We start from the raw sequence: 16,632 nt of genomic DNA, 5'->3' as shown, positions 1-16,632 counted from the left end.
CATCCAATGGGCGAGGTTCCTTGTAGGAGCGAGCTTGCCCGCGAACCGCCCTGTACCGGATCAAGCCGACGTGATGCGGGTTCGCGAGCGAGCTCGCTCCTGCACCATCGATGACAACTGCGTCCGTTGCCGTCTACCGCGATGAGGCCTTTGGCCACCCTCCATCGATAGCCTTTTACCGCTTCAGCCAATCGAAAACTGCAATAGCAGCCCGCCCCGTTTGATCTATCTTCTGATGGGTTGTGCGAATACAAGGCGCCAACGATAGGCGCCCCCAAGGAGCCTGCAATGAGTGAAGAAAAGAAAGGTAGCTGCCCGTTCCACCAGACCGCTGGTGGTGGTACTTCCAACCGTGACTGGTGGCCCAACCAGCTGAGGCTGGACCTGCTGCACCAGCATTCTTCCAAGTCCAACCCCATGGGCGAGGACTTCAACTATGCCGAGGCCTTCAAGACCCTCGACCTGGAAGCGGTGAAGGCCGACCTGCGCGCCGTGATGACCGACTCCCAGGACTGGTGGCCCGCCGACTTCGGCCACTACGGCCCACTGTTCATCCGCATGGCCTGGCACGCCGCCGGCACCTACCGCATCGGCGATGGCCGTGGCGGTGCCGGCCGTGGCCAGCAACGCTTCGCTCCGCTCAACAGCTGGCCGGACAACGTCAGCCTGGACAAGGCCCGTCGGCTGATCTGGCCGATCAAGCAGAAGTACGGCGCCAAGCTGTCCTGGGCCGACCTGATCGTCCTCACCGGCAACGTCGCCCTGGAGTCCATGGGCTTCAAGACCTTCGGCTTCGCCGGCGGCCGCGAGGACGTCTGGGAACCGGACATGGACGTGTACTGGGGCGAAGAGACCACCTGGCTGGGTGGCGACAAGCGCTACACCGGCGACCGCGACCTGGAGAACCCGCTGGCCGCGGTACAGATGGGCCTGATCTACGTGAACCCGGAAGGCCCCAACGGCAACCCCGACCCGGTGGCTGCCGCCCGCGACATCCGCGAAACCTTCGCCCGCATGGCCATGGACGACGAGGAAACCGTCGCCCTGATCGCCGGCGGCCACACCTTCGGCAAGACCCACGGCGCTGGCCCGGCGGATAACGTCGGGGTCGACCCGGAAGCCGGCGGCCTGGAGAACCAGGGCCTGGGCTGGGTCAGCAAGTTCGGCAGCGGCTCCGGTGGCGATGCCATCACCAGCGGCCTGGAGGTCACCTGGACGTCGACGCCGACGCGCTGGAGCAACAACTTCTTCTGGAACCTGTTCGGCTACGAGTGGGAACTGACCAAGAGCCCGGCCGGCGCGCACCAGTGGCAGCCGAAGAACGGCGCCGGTGCCGGCAGCATTCCCGATGCGCACGACAAGTCCAAGCGCCGTGCACCGTCGATGCTCACCACCGACATTTCCCTGCGCGTAGACCCGGCCTACGAGAAGATTTCCCGTCGTTTCTACGAAGATCCCGAGGCATTCGCCGACGCTTTCGCCCGCGCCTGGTTCAAGCTGACCCACCGCGACATGGGCCCGCTGGCCCGCTACCTGGGGCCGGAAGTGCCGAAAGAGGAGCTGATCTGGCAGGACCCGATCCCGGCGGTCGACCACCCGCTGGTGGATGAGAAGGACATCACCGCGCTCAAGGCCAAGGTACTGGCCTCGGGCCTGTCGGTCTCCGAACTGGTGTCCACTGCCTGGGCGTCGGCCTCCACCTTCCGTGGCTCCGACAAGCGCGGCGGTGCCAACGGCGCGCGTATTCGCCTGGCACCGCAGAAGGACTGGCCGGTGAACCAGCCGGAGCAGCTGGCCAAGGTGCTGGGCGTGCTGGGTGAAATCCAGTCCGAGTTCAACGCCTCGGCCGGTGGCGGCAAGAAGATCTCCCTGGCGGACCTGATCGTCCTCGCCGGCGATGCCGCTGTGGAAGAGGCCGCGCGCAAGGGTGGCCACAGCGTCAGCGTACCGTTCGCGCCCGGCCGCATGGACGCCAGCCAGGAGCAGACCGACGTGCACTCGGTGGGCATGCTGGAGCCGGCGGCTGACGGCTTCCGCAACTTCCAGAAGTCGAAGTTCTCGGTTCCGGCCGAAGCGCTGCTGATCGACAAGGCGCAACTGCTGACCCTGACCGCGCCGGAAGTCACCGCGCTGATCGGCGGCCTGCGCGTGCTGGGCGCCAACACCGGTGGCTCGCAGAACGGCGTGTTCACCTCGCGTCCCGGCACCCTGAGCAATGACTTCTTCGTCAACCTGCTGGACATGGGCACGGTGTGGAAACCGACGTCGGACGCCAATGACCAGTTCGAGGGCCGCGATCGCAAGACCGGCGAAGCGAAGTGGACCGGCAGCCGTATCGACCTGCTACTGGGATCAAACTCCCAGCTGCGGGCGTTGTCGGAGGTCTATGGTTGCTCGGATGGCGAACGCAGGTTCGTCAATGACTTCGTCAAGGCCTGGACCAAGGTGATGAACCTCGACCGCTTCGACCTGCCGCGCTGATCGGGCAGGGAAGAGCAAAGGCCCGCGGACGAGCGATCGTCCGCGGGCCTTGTCGTTCCAGCCGTCGCAGGATGTTCACAGGCCGCCGGCAGACTGGGCCGCTTAACCGGGAAAGGGGGGCTTTCGCCTATGCGCCGTCGACTCATCGCTGTATTGGGCACCTTCGCGCTGGCTGTCGCCAGCTTCACCGCCAGCGCCGAGGAGTCGCCCGGCCGCGCCCTGAGCGAGGCCGCCGGCGTTCCCTGGCCGACGGTGATCGCCCACCGCGGCGCCTCCCACGATGCCCCGGAGGAAACGGCGCCGGCCTATCTCGCCGCCCGTGACCTGGGCGCGGACTATCTGGAAGCGGACCTGCAGCGGACCAAGGATGGCGTGTTGGTGGCGGTGCACGATGACACCCTGGAGCGCACCACCGATGTCGCCAAGGTCTTCCCCGGCCGCGAAAAGGCCCCGGTGAGCCAGTTCACCCTGGCCGAGCTCAAGCGCCTGGACGCCGGCAGCTGGTTCAACACCACCTATCCCGAGCGCGCCCGCTCCAAGTACGCAGGTGTGCGCATTCTCACGCTCGACGAGCTGATCGATATCGCCGAAGGCGGCGGCGAGACGCCCGGTCTGTACCTGGAAACCAAGGCACCGGGGCAGTTCCCCGGTATCGAGGAAGACCTGCGCAAGGTCCTGGAAAATCGCGGCTGGCTCAATGCAGACGGTGAGCCCCAGGGCCGAATCGTGCTGCAGACCTTCGAGAAGAGCAGCCTGGAGCTGTTGCACAAGAGCATGCCGAAGGTGCCCAAGGTCCTGCTGCTGTGGGTCGGTGATGGCTACATGGCGGCGAAGAAGCCAACCTCCTTTGCGCAGTCCGGCGAGAAGATCAAGGCGGACTTCTATGCGCAGCAGGAAGTGAAATCCAAGGAGGAGCTCTTCGCCTGGCTCGACTGGGCCAAGGCCCACGGCGCACTGGGCACCGGGCCATCGGCGACCCTGACCGCGCGAGGCGACCAGAGCTACATGGACCTCGTCCAGCCCTGGATGAACCAGGCCGCCCATGAGCGAGGCCTGTTCGTGCATGCCTACACCGTCGACGACTCGGTGGACTTCGACAAGCTCAGCAAGGCCGGGGTGGACGGCTTCTTCACCAACCGCACCGACCAACTGCTGAAGTTCCTCGGGCGCCCGCCGAGCCAGGATGTGGATGAGGTACTGAAATCGGTCGGTTATTGAATAGCGATGAGCAGTCGAAGGCTACACTCGCAGTGGTCCTTCACGTCTGGTTCGTATCAAGGAGTACTCCATGAACGCCCGCAAACTGATCCCCGCCGTCCTTACTGTCGCATTGCTGCCCTGGCCGCTGGTGCAGGCTGCGTCCCTCGGCGATGTCGCCGGTAGCCTGGGCGGCCTCGGCAACCTGTCGTCGGTGTCCTCCAGTAGTAGTGGCAACGTTGCCGGCCTGCTGGAGTACTGCGCGAAGAACAATTACCTCAACGCCGATGCGGCGACCCAGGTGAAGGACAAGCTGCTGGGCAAGCTGCCGGGCAACACCACCACCAGCGACAGCGGCTACAAGGACGGTGCCAAGGGCATCCTTACCGGTAGCGATGGCAAGAGCCTCGATCTCTCCGGCAGCGGCATCAAGGAGAAGGTCACCAAGCAGGTGTGCGACAAGGTCCTCAGCCAGGGCAAATCGCTGCTCTGACAAGGCTTGCGCACTGCACGGAATTCATCGCGGACTTCGTCCGCGATCGTTCCTTCTACGCGGGCCGAGATTTTTCATAACGCACGTCGCGCTCGTCCACGCGCGTGACCAGCTCCCAGCCCTGCTTCAGGTAGAACCCGTTGGCGCGAATCTCGTCGCCGCCATCCGTCAGCAGCCAGATCCGCTCGTGTTCGCGGAAGAGCTCGGCCTCTGCAGCCCTCAGTAGCGCGCTGCCCAGCCCGCGGCCTTCCCATTCGGGCCGCACGAACAGGGCGAAGACTTCTGCCGATGCCCTATCCACCATGGCGAAGCCCCCGGCGCTGCCGTCCACTTCGGCAATCCAGGCGCAGGGGCCTGCCTCCAGCGCCTCCTCCAGCACTGCCGGTGTAATGCCCAATTCGGCCATCTGCTCACGGCTCAGGTGGTTCTGCCGCACGCTGGTGCGGATGTCGAAGAGGGTGTCGATGTCGGCGACAGTCGCGCGACGAATGCTGGGTGTCATGTGTCTTCCTTGCATCGGTGGCCACAGCGGCGACACCTTTCGGGCGGTGCCGCCGCTTCCGCATCAGGATGCGGAAAAGGCCGGGTGGTAGGCGACCTTGCCGGTTGCCGGAATGTCGCCCAATTGAAGTGCCATGAAGTACTCCGGCGGAATGCCTTCGTAGCGGATCGCCGGGTCCACGACAAAGCCGAAGCGGCGGTAGTAGCGCGGGTCGCCGAGTACCACGCAGACCTGGGCGCCGAGCGCCTTCAGCTGTTCCAGTCCGGTGCGGATCAGTGCTGCGCCTACGCCCTGGCCATGCAGGTCAGGGCGCACGGAAACCGGGCCCAGGCCGTACCAGCCGAGGGCTTCGCCGTCGAGCGTGATGGGCGAGAAGGCCGCATGGCCAACCAGTTCGTCGCCACGCCGGGCGACCAGCGACACGCTCAGCGCGCCGGCGGCACGCAAGGCGTCGACAATGGCGCCTTCGGTGCCGTCGCTGTGTTCAGCCACGGCGAAGGCCGCTTCGGTTACCTGGCGGATGCTGCCCGCGTCCCCAGGCCGTTCGGGTTCGATGTCGTAATGCATGCTGCAATTCCTCTGGTGTGCGGCCGGGGCGCAACGGCGACCCGGCCGGCGAGCGTCAGCGGTTGTCCAGTTGTGGGCGCACGGCGCCCAGCCCGGTGGGATTGATGCGATAGGGCGCGCCGCCGCGAGAGACGATCAGGCGCTTGTTCCTGAGCTTTTTGAAGACTGCCAGGGTGCAGTCGGCCAGTACGTACCCGTCACGGGTATAGCACTCGACGAAGACGACGCGCCCGGAGTCGTCGCGCTGGAAGGAAATGTGGCCGCCCTTGGCCAGGACGTGCAGGGTCCGTTGTTCCGGTCTGGAAATGTTCACGGTGGAAACCTGTATGCAGTAGGTGCGAAAAAACCGCAGACACAAGGTTGTGTCCGCCAGCGTTTGTGCGCATCGATAACCGTCCCGCCTTGTGGCAAGGCGCCGGAGGGTTATCGGACTACTGCTATCTCCAACATGAAACCTGTCTCAACGGATCAGTGAGAATGCCCGGAAGTGGGCGCGGCAATTCTAGGCGCCAGGCAGGAGGGCGATCAACCCGCAGGTTGTTGCCGTGTCTTTCGTCTGCTCCCGGCCGATACGGTAAGCTGCCAGGCCTTGCCCAGCGTTCCATCCGGAGAACGATCCATGGAAGACCTCAACACCCTCTATTACTTCACCCAGGTGGTGGAGCAGGGTGGTTTCGCCGCTGCCGGCCGCGCGCTGGACATCCCCAAGTCCAAGCTCAGCCGGCGCATCGCCCAACTGGAGGAGCGCCTGGGCGTGCGCCTGCTGCACCGCACCAGCCGGCACTGCTCGCTGACCGAGATCGGCCAGGAGTACTACCAGCGTTGCGTCGCCATGCGCATCGAGGCGGAAGGCGCTTCCGAGGTGATCGAGCGCAACCGCGCCGAACCGCGCGGCCTGGTGCGGCTGGCCTGTCCGACGACGCTGCTCAACTCCTGGGTCGGGCCGATGCTCACCCGCTACCTGCTCAAGTACCCGCTGGTGGAGCTGTTCATCGAGAGCACCAACCGCCGTGTCGACCTGCTCCACGAGGGCTTCGACATTGCCCTGCGGGTGCGCTTCCCGCCGCTGGAAAACACCGACATGGTGATGAAGGTGCTGGCCAACAGCACCCAGTGCCTGGTGGGCAGCCCGCAATTGCTGGAGCGCAGGGCCGGCGACAGTTCCCCCATGGGCCTGGGCCAGCTGCCCAGCCTGCACTGGGGCGGCATGCAGCGCGAATACCAGTGGGAGCTGTTCAACGAAGAAGGCGAGCGCCTGCTGATCTCGCACAAGCCGCGCATGGTGACCGACGACCTGCTGGCCCTGCGCAACGCCGTGCTGGCCGGCGTCGGCATCGCCCACTTGCCCCGCGTGGCGGTACGCGAGGACCTGGCCGCCGGCCGGGTGGTGGAATTGCTGCCGGGCTGGTCGCCCAAGTGCGGCATCGTCCACGCGATCTTCCCGTCACGCCGCGGCCTGCTGCCCTCGGTGCGCACGCTGATTGATTTCCTCGCCGAGGAGTTCGGCGAAAGCGACATGGTCTGATGGCTCAGTGGCTGTCCGCGCTGGGTTGCGCGGGCGGCGCGATCTTCTTCATCAGCGGCACCAGCAGCAGCGTCACCGCAAAGCACGCACCGACCAGCAGGAAGGCGTCGGCGAAGGTCAGTGTCTGCGCCTCGCGCCAGGTCAGGTCCCACAGGTGCCTGAGCGCCTGCTGGCTCGGTTCGCCATTGAACTCCAGTGACGGCGCCAGCCATTGGTTGAGCGCCTCGTTGCTGCTGTTCAGGTGCTCCGCCAGGCGCAGGAAGTGCAGGTTGGCGCGGTCGTTGAGCACCGTGGCGCAGGCGGCGATGCCGATGGCGCCACCGAGGTTGCGCATCAGGTTGAACAGCCCGGAGGCGAGCTTCAGGCGCTCGGGCGGCAGCGAGCCGAGCGCAAGCGTCACGGTGGGTGCTACGCAGAACTGCTGGGCCATGCCGCGCAGGGCCTGCGGGAACATCAGCTGCGCGGCGCCCCAGTCGTGGGTCAGCGGGGCGAACTCAACCATCGACAGGGTGAACATCACCATGCCCAGCAGCAGGATCCAGCGCAGGTCGACGCGCCGGGCCAGCGCGGCGTAGAGCGGGATGCTCATGATCTGGAAGATGCCGGTGGAGAAGATCGCCAGGCCGATGTCCAGCGCGCCATAGCCGCGTACACGGCCGAGGAACAGCGGCGTCAGGTAGATGGTGGCGAAGATGCCGATGCCGGTGACGAAGCTGAACAGGCAGCCGAGGGCGAAGTTGCGTTCCTTCAGGGCGCGCAGGTCGACGATGGGGAGCGCCGCGGTCAGGCTGCGGTAGATGAAGGCGACGCCGCACAGCGCGGAAATCCAGGCGGTGGCGAGGATGGTGTCGTCGCTGAACCAGTTCCAGCGCGGGCCTTCCTCCATGGTGTATTCCAGGCAGCCGAGGAACAGCGCCATCAGCAGGATCGCCGGGTAGTCGGCGCCCTTGAGCAGCGACAGGTCGGGCTTGTCGATGCGCACCATGATCGGCACTACGATGGCGACGAACAACCCCGGCACCAGGTTGATGTAGAACAGCCAGGGCCAGGAGGAAATATCGGTGATCCAGCCGCCGACCACCGGGCCGAGGGTCGGCGCGAGGGAGGCGATGGCGCCGATGGTGGCGGCGACAATCACCCGCTGCTTGCCGTCGAAGTAGAGAAAGCCGGTGGTGAACACCATGGGGATCATCGAGCCGCCGAGAAAGCCCTGCAGCGCGCGGAAGGCGATCATGCTCTGGATATTCCAGGCCATGGCGCAGAGCAGGCTGGTAAGGGTGAAACCCAGCGCCGAGGCGGCGAACAGCCAGCGTGTCGAGAGCACCTTGGACAGCCAGCCCGAGAGCGGGATGACGATGATCTCGGCGATCAGGTAGCTGGTCTGCACCCAGGCGAGTTCATCGGCGCCGGCCGATAGTCCGCCACCGATGTCGCGCAGCGAGGCGGAGACGATCTGGATGTCCAGCAGGGCGATGAACATGCCCAGGCACATGCAGGCGAAGGAGATCACCTTGCGCCCGGTGGAAAGGCTTTCCACCGGCACCACCTCGTTGCTCCAGAAGTTCACGGCCGGCTGCCCTGGGCGACGCGCTGGTCGGCATCGCCATGGTCATGGGCGCGGGTGTCCACTTCCACCAGCACGGACAGGCCGGGGCGCAGGTTGCCGAGGCGACCGTCGGCGTCGTCCAGGTGCACGCGCACCGGCACGCGCTGGACGATCTTGGTGAAGTTGCCGGTGGCGTTCTCCGGCGGCAGGATGCTGAACTGCGCGCCGGTGGCCGGGGCGAGGCTGTCCAGGTGGCCGTGGAAGACCTTACCGGGAAGGATGTCGGCCTCGATGGTCACCGCCTGGCCAGGTTGCATGCGGGCCAGCTGGTCTTCCTTGAAGTTGGCGTCCACCCACAGGCCTTGTGCGGGGACCACGGCGAGCAGTTGGGTGCCGGCGGCGACGTAGCTGCCGACCCGTGCGCGGCGGTTGCCGATGTAGCCGTCTACCGGGGCGCGCAGCTCGGTGTAGCCGAGGTCCAGGCGTGCCAGGTCGCGGGCGGCGATGGCCTGCTCCAGCGCGGCCTGGGCCTGTTGCCGCTGGCTCTGGATCACGTCGAGCTGGCGCCGCGCGGCGAGCAGGCTGGCGCGAGCCTTGTCGCTGTTGGCGCGGGCGGATTTGAAGCTGGCGTCGGCGCGCTGCGCGGCTTCCACGGAAACGGCGTTGGTCCGCACCAGGGTGGCGTAGCGGTGCTGGTCGTCGCGGGTGCGTACTTCTTCGGCGGCCGCCGCGTCGATCTCCGCCTGGCTCTGGCGAATCAGCGCATCCTGCAGCGAGGCCTGGGCATCGACATTGGTCAGCGCCGCTTCCTCGGCATGCACGGCGCCGTCCGCCTTGGCCAGCGCGGCGCGGTAATCGCGGTCATCAATGCGCGCCAACAGGTCGCCGGCATGCACCAGCTGGTTGTCGCTCACCTTCAATTCGGCGATATAGCCGGCCACGCGCGGGCTGATCACCGTTACGTCGCCGCCGACGTAGGCATCATCGGTCTTCTCCAGGAAGCGACCGTCGAGCCACCAGTGCCCGGCGTAAGCGCCCGCGCCGAGAACGGCTGCCGCTGTGACAGCGAGCTTGAGGGCCTGGCGCGACTTCGGTTTTGCCGTGTCGACGGCTGGCGTGGCGGGAAGGGTGACGGGCTGGTTCATGGCGGCCTCGCTCAGGCGTGATCGGCTTGTGGGATGTGGACGGGGACGAACTGGTCGCCCTCGCGGCGATGGATCTGGTGCTGCGGGCCGATGGCTTCGCCGCTGTCGGCGTCCACCAGGGCGATACGCACTGGGCGGCCCGTGCGGGTGTCCACCAGTTCGGCGGCGCTGGCCATGCCGGCGTGGCGCTTGCCCCACTGCAACAGCGTGAGCAGTACCGGGCGCAGGTCGCGGCCGCGATCGGTGAGCAGGTATTCGAAGCGCGGCGGATGGTCGTTGTACTGGCGGCGTTGCAGCAGGCCGCTGTCCACCAGTGCGCGCAGCCGACGGGTGAGGACGTTGCTGGCGATGCCCAATCGTGCGAGGAACTGGTCGAAGCGCGTGGAGCCGTAGAAGGCTTCGCGAAGGATCAGCACGTTCCAGCTGTCACCGATCAGGTCCAGCGCCTGGGCCACGGGGCAGGGGAGGTTTTCGAAGCTGGATCTGCGCATGGCGGCCTCTCTTTACATGAATGTCGTCATCTAATAAGGCCGCCTTGCCACGGGCCTGGCAGGGCGTCAGGCCAAAGGCGGCTAGAAAGATTATGGTTGTAATCTAAAGGGGTCGCTTGCTTTGCGCAAGTGACTCATCGAAGGGGAAACGGGCGTGGGGATGAGCGGTATACCGAGGTGATATCACCGCTGCGCAAAGAGTTGCCCAATTCTGCGGAAGTTGCCTGGAGAAGTTCTGGGAAGTTGCCCTGAAACCATCTTTTGATGAGTTGGAAATTGGCCAGGAGAATTATCCGGGAATGGCCTGGAACACTTGTTCCATAACTTTCCTGCAGGCAAAAAAAGGCCGCCTGGGGAGGCGGCCAAACCAAAGGATGATGAAGTGGAGCAATCCTCCGGACGCTCTGGAGCGGGCATCCGGGACTCATGTTCTTCATCGGGGCGCAAGCTTAATGGCGATAGCGACAAATGCTTAATCATTCGTCTCGATATCGACTATCGACAAGGCTGGTTGGAGGGCGAGGCGGCGGATTGTTATCTCTTCGCTCGCTCTGCCTATGGCGGGGAAACATAAGAAAGTTATTCAGGATTCAATCGATACGCCTGCCAAGACAAGTCCAACAAAGGGGTAGAAGATGTCTGTTTTCCGTCTTTCCATGCTGGGGGCGATCGTCGCCGGCATTCCGTTCCAGCTGGCGCATGCCGCCGCCGTTGCCGATCAGTCCGAAGCCACCGGCTTCATCGAAGGCAGCACGGCTTCGCTGCTGATGCGCAACTACTACTGCAACAGCGACCGCAAGTCCGGCGCCGGGGACCGCAAGGACTGGACCCAGGGCTTCACGCTGAACTACAGCTCCGGCTTCACCCAGGGCACCGTCGGCTTCGGCGTGGAAGCCTTCGGCAACTGGGGTATCCGCCTGGATGGCGGCGCTGGAACCTCCGGCACCGGCAACCTGCCAGTGCGTGACGATGGCTCGCCGGAAAGCGAATACGGCCGTGCCGGCGGCGCCGTGAAGCTGCGCGTCTCCAGAACCGAGCTGCGCTGGGGCGACCTGCAGCCCACCGCGCCGGTATTCGCCGCAGGCGGCACGCGGCTGTTCCCGCAGACCGCCACCGGCTTCAACGTGCTCAGCAGTGAGATCGAGGGGCTGGACCTGGACGGCGGCCACTTCACCGGCGGCAATGGCCCGGTGACCACCAACGGCGACCATGGCATCTGGGCCTCCTACGCCAACGTCGAGGCCAGCAGCATCGACTACGTGGGCGGCAAGTACGCGGTCAACGACGCGCTGAATTTCTCGCTCTACGCCTCCAAGCTGGAGGACGTGTGGCGCCAGTACTACGGCAACGCCAACTACACGCTGCCGCTGGCGGACGACCAGTCGCTGAACTTCGATTTCAATATCTACCGCACCAACGACGACGGCAGCGCCAAGGCCGGCGAGATCAGCAACACCACCTGGTCGGCCGCCGCCGCGTACACCTTCCTCACCGCCCACACCCTGACGCTGGCCTACCAGAAGGTGCATGGCGACACGCCGTTCGACTACGTGGCGTTCGGCGTCAACGGCCCCGGCGACACCGGCGACTCGATCTTCCTCGCCAACTCCATCCAGTACTCGGACTTCAACGGCCCGGAGGAGAAGTCCTGGCAGTTGCGCTATGACCTGGCGATGGCGACCTACGGCATTCCCGGCCTGAGCTTCATGGCCCGTTATGTCAACGGCCATGGCATCGACGGCAGCAAGATGGCCGCCGACAGCCCCTACCGCGGCTACGGCTACGGCGATGACGGCAAGCACCACGAGACCAACCTGGAGGCCAAGTACGTGGTGCAGTCCGGGCCGGCGAAGGACCTGTCCTTGCGCCTGCGCGAGGCGATCCACCGCGGCAATGCCGACCAGGCCGAGGGTGACGTCAACGAGTTCCGCCTGATCGTCGACTACCCGCTGTCGATCCTGTAACGCCACTGCAGCACCTTGCTGGGTGCTGCAGTGGGGGCTCTTCGTAGGAGCGAGCTTGCTCGCGAATGGATTACCCGGCCGCTCCAGCGTCAAGCGGTTCGCGAGCAAGCTCGCTCCTACAGGACCCGACGTCACGCGCAGATATTCCCGGTTCGCAGGGCGCATAACGCGCCAGCGTCATCCGCCCGGCGAGGGCGGTCTTCTGCGAGCCTGGAGTGCGGGCGGGGCGCTACAATCGGCGCTCCGTTCCCGTCCCGCGAGAAGAGTCGATGTCCGAAGAAGAGCGCCGCACGCAACTGATCGATGGCCCGGTGGGCAAGCTGCAATTGCTGATCGACCGGCCGGGTGTGCCGCCGCAGGGCATCGCGCTGATCAGCCATCCGCAGCCTTTGCTCGGTGGCAGCCCGAGGCACCGCGTGCCGCTGACCCTTTCGCGCAAGCTCTGCGGCGCTGGCTGGCTGACCGTGCGGCCGAGCTTCCGTGGCGTGGATGGCAGTGAAGGCGACTACGCCGAAGGTGTCGGCGAGGCGCAGGACATGCTGGCGGTGATCGAGCATCTGCGTAGCGAGTATCCCGATCTGCCGTTGGCGCTGGTGGGCTTTTCCTTCGGCGCCTATGTGTTCGCTCGCGTTGCCAGCGAGCTGGCACCAGTGGCGGATGCGGTGGCGCTGATGGGCTTGCCGGTGGGAACGGTCCCCGGCGGCCGCGACTACGAAGCACAGGCGGTGCCGGCCGACTGCCTGCTGCTGCACGGCGAGGCGGACGAAATGGCGCCGCTGGCCAACCTGCTGGACTGGGCGCGGCCGCAGCAGCGCGAAGTGGTGCTCTATACCGGCGCCGACCACTTCTTCAAGGGCTGCCTGGAACAGGCAGTGGAGAGGGTGCTCCAGCACCTGCAGCGCACAGTGTCCTAGCAAGACTGGTTGCTGATGGCGTGAGCGCTGTTCTCCGCACGCAGGGCGTGCAGCGTCCAGAGGCCGCCGCAGAAGTCGACGGCGCCGAACAGCACCACTATCGGTTCGCACAATTGCAGCAGGGCAAAGGCGGCGAAGCTGGCCAGCACCAGGGCGCGGGTATACACCGAGGCGAGGAACAGCGGCCGGGATTCGCTGCGGGCGGCGGCGAGGTAGTAGACGCCGATGTTGAACGCCAGCACGCCGACGACCCGTATCCACACCTCCGACGTGGTGGCGACGTGGAACAGGCCGAGCAGCAGGTTGGGCACCAGCATCAGCGCCAGGCCCAGCAGCATCAGGTAGCAACCGAACCATTTGAGGGTGAGGGCAGGTCTGGACATCGTGCAGGTTTCCTTGCGGGGAAGCGGGGCCGAGCGCCCCGCGATGGGCTGAGGGTCAGCGGGTGCCGCGCCGACGCAGGGCCGACGGGCTGAAGTACTCGCCGTCCGGCAGCGCCTGGGTGAAGTCGATGCTGGCCGGCTCTTCGTTGTCCAGGTTCATTGCCACGTAGCGGCGCGCCTGCAGGTCGTGGAAGACGTCGATGGAGGTCCAGGTGGTGGGCAGCTCGTAGTAGCTGCGCAGGTAGGCCATCGATACGCGCCACAGTTCACCGCGGCCGTCGTACTGGTCGACTTCGGCGGCGCCCCAGCTGTCCTCGTCGAGGAACAGCACGCGCTTGGAGTAGATATGCCGCGCGCCCGGCTTCAGCGTGCCTTCCACCACCCACACGCGGTGCAGTTCGTAACGGGTGTACTGCGGGTTGAGGTGGTTGGGCGTGAGCAGGTCCTTGTACTTCACCTCGGCGCTGGCCAGGCGGAAGTTGTTGTAAGGGATGTAGATCTCCTTCTTGCCCAGCAGCTTCCAGTCGTAGCGGTCCGGCGCGCCGTTGTACAGATCGGTGTCGTCGGCGGTGCGCAGGCCATCGGAGGAGGCGATGGGCGTGTCATACGCCAGGCTTGGCGCACGACGCACGCGGCGCTGGCCGGCGTTGTAGGCCCAGGCCTGGCGCGGCTCCTTCACCTGGTCCAGCGTCTCGTGCACCAGCGCGGCGCTGCCGGCCAGGCGCGCCGGGCTCTTGGTGAAGGCGAGGAAGTAGAACATGCGGTTGCCCAGACCTTCGAAATTGCCGCCCGGCTGGTAGTACTTGAACAGCGCCTCCTGCTGGGTGACCACCGGCGAGTAGTCGCCGTTGCGCTGCACGGCAGCCTCGGCGGAGCGGCGCACGATGAAGGTGCCACGGTAACGGGCGATGTGGTTCCACACCGCTTCCACGCCGCTCTGCGGAATCGGGAAGGGAATGCCGCCGAAGGCATCGACGAAGCCATTGCCGTTCTCCGCCAGTTTGGCCGTGGTGGCGTTCTTCAAGGTGTTGTCGTAGACCCACTGCGGCGCCGAGCCGCTGCGCCGGGTCGGGTAGACCGGAATCTGGAAGGTGTCCGGGTAGTTGTTGAACATCGCCAGTTGGCCGGGCGTGAGGTTGGCCTTGTACTGGTCGAGGTTGGCCTTGGTGATGGTGAACAGCGGCTTGTCCGCCGCGTAAGGGTCGATGGGGTGCTGGCCGGGTTTGAAGCCGGCCGGGGCCTGGGTGATGCCACCGGTCCAGGCGGGGATGGTGCCGGCGGCGTTGCCGGCCTTTTCCGCGCCCAGCGGCGTGAGGGTGGATTGCAGCCTGGCTGCGTCCTGCGGGGAAACCGCCGCCAGCGCACTGCCGGCGGACAGGGCCAGCGCGACAGCGGCGCTGATCAGGGTACGGATGTTGCCCATGGTGAATCTCCGCTCAGAAGGAGTACTTGACGTTGAAGCCGACGTTGTCGCGGTCGCGGSYGGCGTTKTYCTGCCCGGCGCCGTAGAACTCGGTGTACTGCAGYTCGGCTTCCAGGSYGTTCAGGTAGGTGGCCTTGAGGCCCAGGGTGTAGGCCTTGCGCCCGGCGATGAAGTTGCCGGCCTGCTGCGAGTTGCCGCTGAAGTCGTCCTTGTAGACGCCGTAGGGCGAAAGGTTGACCCCGGCGAACACGTCGTTCCAGGTACCGGTCAGCAGCAGGGTGGCGCCGTAGGCATTGCGGTTGACCTGGTCCCCGCGGTCGAAGCCGGAGACGTACGCGCCGTTGCTGCGGCCGGAGTAGTAGCGGGTGCTGCCGTCATAGGCGGTGTATTGCAGGCTGCTGCCGCGCAGTTGCTCGGCGGCCACTTCGAACACGCCCATGAACGAGTCGAAGGACAGCGACGGGCCGAAGTTGTAGATCGTCCCCAGCGAGCTGTTGAAGGACTCGACGCGCTCGTAGTCGTGCACCGCTCCGCCGAGGCCGACCATCTGCCCGCCGACATTGACCTTCTGCCCGTCGGCGATCTTGCCGGCCTGGGCGAGCATGTCGCCGAGCAGGTCGTTGGTGGTCGCCACGCCGATCGGCAGGTTGGGCCGGTAGGCGATCTCGCCGAACAGCGAGGCGTCGCCCAGCGTGGTGTTGAAGCTCAGGCCGTACATGCGGATGTTCTCGACGTACTCGCGGCGGGCGTTGGCCTGATTGGCCATGTCCACCGCCGCGGCGGCGTTGACCAGGCCGAGCATCTGCCCACCGCTCTGCACCAGCGCATCGTAGGACGGCGAGCCGACCAGCTGTGCCAGCTGATCCATGTCCAGCCCGGCGTAGCTCTTGTTCAGGTCGGCATAGATCACCGGGTCCTTGGCGTGGTAGTTGACGAAGTAGAAGCCGAATTCGGTGGAGTTGAGCTGCTCGGCGATGTAGTGGAAGGCCACGCCGAACTGGCCGTCGTTCTTCGCGTTGATGTCCTGGCCGATGTGCGACACCTTGAAGTAGCCGTTGCTGTCCAGGTAGTCGGTGCCCTGCAGGCCGGCGAAATGGCTGGCCGAGAGCTGCGGGTAGAGGGTCTGGAACAGCGGGTCGGACAGCGCCTTCACCCGCGTGTAGCCGGTGTTGCCGCCATCGGCGAAAAGGTCGGTTTCGGAGAAGAAGGTGCCGGCCGGGTCGAGGCGGGTTTCCTTCCAGTTCCATTGGTAGAAGGCGTCCATCGACAGGTTGTCGGTGAGGCCGACGTTGAAGCTGACCGCTTCCACCGGCATCAGCACTTCCTTGAGCTCCGAGCCGGGCAGGCGGAATTTGGCAGCGTCCACCGGGTTGGTGGTGTTGATGCCGCCCCGGTAGAACACGCCTTCGCCCCAGTTGAAGACCTGGTTGCCCAGGCGCGCGCTCAGCGGATGGTCGGCGACGTCCCAGTTGCCGTAGAGGTAGGCGTCGAGGATTTCCGCGCGGTGCCCGGCGGTGTCGCGGGTGGCGTCGGTGAAGTGGTCGTTGTGCGGGTAGCTCTGGCTCGGCTGCGGCGGGTCGTTGTGGTCGTAGTAGTCGTTGCGCTTGTCCATGATCTGCGTGTCGTAGAACGCCGAGCCGCGCATGAACAGGCCGTAATTCTGGTAGGTCGCCTCCAGGTCCGAGGTGATCTTGTACACCTCCGAGGCCAGGCCCGTGCTGAAGTTGCGGTTGCCGTCGTTGCTGTTGACGTCGTTGTTGGTCTTGTCCTGACCTTGCACGCGCCACAGCGCGCCGTAGGACACGGTGGTGTCCAGCGAACCGCTGAGCTGGTTGTCGAGGAAACTGAATTCGACGGCCTTCGACTGGCCGCTGAGCATCAGGGGTAAAACGCAGGCAAAGGCGGACCCGGTCTGCAAGCGACGCTTGCGGGATCTGGTGGTCATGTGAGGCTACTCCAACGACTGGTTCTTATTGTGTGTGTCATCAGATGGGGCCGCGT

The 16,632-nt window shown here is 65.6% G+C and carries 15 protein-coding genes; 6 read left to right on the top strand and 9 right to left on the bottom strand.

Annotated elements, in window-relative coordinates:
- Window positions 1–288: 288 nt before the first annotated feature.
- The 3 genes from katG to A6723_RS15725 all read left to right on the top strand — a co-directional run bounded on the left by katG (window position 289) and on the right by A6723_RS15725 (window position 4,171).
- On the top strand, window positions 289–2,481 hold the full coding sequence (gene katG / locus A6723_RS15735; RefSeq protein ID WP_064979800.1) for a catalase/peroxidase HPI: 2,193 nt from the start codon (window positions 289–291) through the stop codon (window positions 2,479–2,481).
- A gap of 129 nt (window positions 2,482–2,610) precedes the next feature.
- A complete protein-coding gene (locus A6723_RS15730) occupies window positions 2,611–3,699 on the top strand; it encodes a glycerophosphodiester phosphodiesterase (RefSeq protein ID WP_054911143.1) in 1,089 nt (362 codons plus the stop codon).
- A gap of 70 nt (window positions 3,700–3,769) precedes the next feature.
- The gene (locus tag A6723_RS15725; protein WP_054911144.1) at window positions 3,770–4,171 is read left to right on the top strand and encodes a DUF2501 domain-containing protein; all 402 of its coding nucleotides are present in this window, start codon (window positions 3,770–3,772) and stop codon (window positions 4,169–4,171) included.
- A gap of 55 nt (window positions 4,172–4,226) precedes the next feature.
- Here the strand turns inward: A6723_RS15725 and A6723_RS15720 are convergent, their stop codons facing one another.
- The 3 genes from A6723_RS15720 to A6723_RS15710 all read right to left on the bottom strand — a co-directional run bounded on the left by A6723_RS15720 (window position 4,227) and on the right by A6723_RS15710 (window position 5,553).
- A complete protein-coding gene (locus tag A6723_RS15720; protein ID WP_054911145.1) occupies window positions 4,227–4,673 on the bottom strand; it encodes a GNAT family N-acetyltransferase in 447 nt (148 codons plus the stop codon).
- Window positions 4,674–4,736: 63 nt separating this feature from the next.
- Complete coding sequence (locus A6723_RS15715; protein WP_054911146.1) at window positions 4,737–5,240, bottom strand: GNAT family N-acetyltransferase; 504 nt, start codon at window positions 5,238–5,240, stop codon at window positions 4,737–4,739.
- Between the two features lie 55 nt (window positions 5,241–5,295).
- Window positions 5,296–5,553, bottom strand: a complete 258-nt coding sequence (locus A6723_RS15710) for a YjhX family toxin (protein ID WP_054911147.1) — start codon at window positions 5,551–5,553, stop codon at window positions 5,296–5,298.
- 306 nt (window positions 5,554–5,859) lie between these two features.
- On the opposite strand from A6723_RS15710, the gene A6723_RS15705 reads away from it, so the two are divergent.
- The gene (locus A6723_RS15705; RefSeq protein WP_054911148.1) at window positions 5,860–6,765 is read left to right on the top strand and encodes a LysR substrate-binding domain-containing protein; all 906 of its coding nucleotides are present in this window, start codon (window positions 5,860–5,862) and stop codon (window positions 6,763–6,765) included.
- A 4-nt stretch (window positions 6,766–6,769) separates the two neighbouring features.
- Here the strand turns inward: A6723_RS15705 and A6723_RS15700 are convergent, their stop codons facing one another.
- From A6723_RS15700 to A6723_RS15690, 3 genes are all read right to left on the bottom strand, one after another.
- Window positions 6,770–8,257 (bottom strand): DHA2 family efflux MFS transporter permease subunit, encoded by a 1,488-nt coding sequence (locus A6723_RS15700; RefSeq protein ID WP_233298894.1) that lies wholly within the window; start codon window positions 8,255–8,257, stop codon window positions 6,770–6,772.
- Between the two features lie 71 nt (window positions 8,258–8,328).
- Window positions 8,329–9,456: an HlyD family secretion protein gene (locus tag A6723_RS15695; RefSeq protein WP_054911150.1), complete on the bottom strand. Its 1,128-nt coding sequence runs from the start codon at window positions 9,454–9,456 to the stop codon at window positions 8,329–8,331.
- A gap of 11 nt (window positions 9,457–9,467) precedes the next feature.
- Complete coding sequence (locus tag A6723_RS15690) at window positions 9,468–9,947, bottom strand: helix-turn-helix domain-containing protein (RefSeq protein WP_054911151.1); 480 nt, start codon at window positions 9,945–9,947, stop codon at window positions 9,468–9,470.
- Window positions 9,948–10,582: 635 nt separating this feature from the next.
- On the opposite strand from A6723_RS15690, the gene A6723_RS15685 reads away from it, so the two are divergent.
- Both A6723_RS15685 and A6723_RS15680 read left to right on the top strand, forming a co-directional pair.
- Window positions 10,583–11,911, top strand: a complete 1,329-nt coding sequence (locus A6723_RS15685) for an OprD family porin (RefSeq protein WP_054911152.1) — start codon at window positions 10,583–10,585, stop codon at window positions 11,909–11,911.
- A gap of 269 nt (window positions 11,912–12,180) precedes the next feature.
- On the top strand, window positions 12,181–12,825 hold the full coding sequence (locus A6723_RS15680; RefSeq protein ID WP_054911153.1) for an alpha/beta hydrolase: 645 nt from the start codon (window positions 12,181–12,183) through the stop codon (window positions 12,823–12,825).
- On the opposite strand, the gene A6723_RS15675 is transcribed toward A6723_RS15680, so the two are convergent.
- The 3 genes from A6723_RS15675 to A6723_RS15665 are packed head-to-tail and all read right to left on the bottom strand — an operon-like array spanning window position 12,822 to window position 16,576.
- Complete coding sequence (locus A6723_RS15675; RefSeq protein ID WP_054911154.1) at window positions 12,822–13,208, bottom strand: hypothetical protein; 387 nt, start codon at window positions 13,206–13,208, stop codon at window positions 12,822–12,824. The genes A6723_RS15680 and A6723_RS15675 overlap by 4 nt on opposite strands.
- A 55-nt stretch (window positions 13,209–13,263) precedes the next feature.
- The gene (locus A6723_RS15670; RefSeq protein WP_054911155.1) at window positions 13,264–14,631 is read right to left on the bottom strand and encodes a DUF1329 domain-containing protein; all 1,368 of its coding nucleotides are present in this window, start codon (window positions 14,629–14,631) and stop codon (window positions 13,264–13,266) included.
- Between the two features lie 13 nt (window positions 14,632–14,644).
- Window positions 14,645–16,576, bottom strand: a complete 1,932-nt coding sequence (locus A6723_RS15665; RefSeq protein WP_064979798.1) for a DUF1302 domain-containing protein — start codon at window positions 16,574–16,576, stop codon at window positions 14,645–14,647.
- Window positions 16,577–16,632: the final 56 nt, after the last annotated feature.

This window comes from Pseudomonas sp. AU11447 (assembly GCF_001672555.2).
Classification (GTDB): Bacteria; Pseudomonadota; Gammaproteobacteria; order Pseudomonadales; family Pseudomonadaceae; genus Pseudomonas; species Pseudomonas nitroreducens.
Note: the sequence above shows the minus strand (reverse complement) of the source record. Positions and strands in the feature narration are given on the sequence as shown.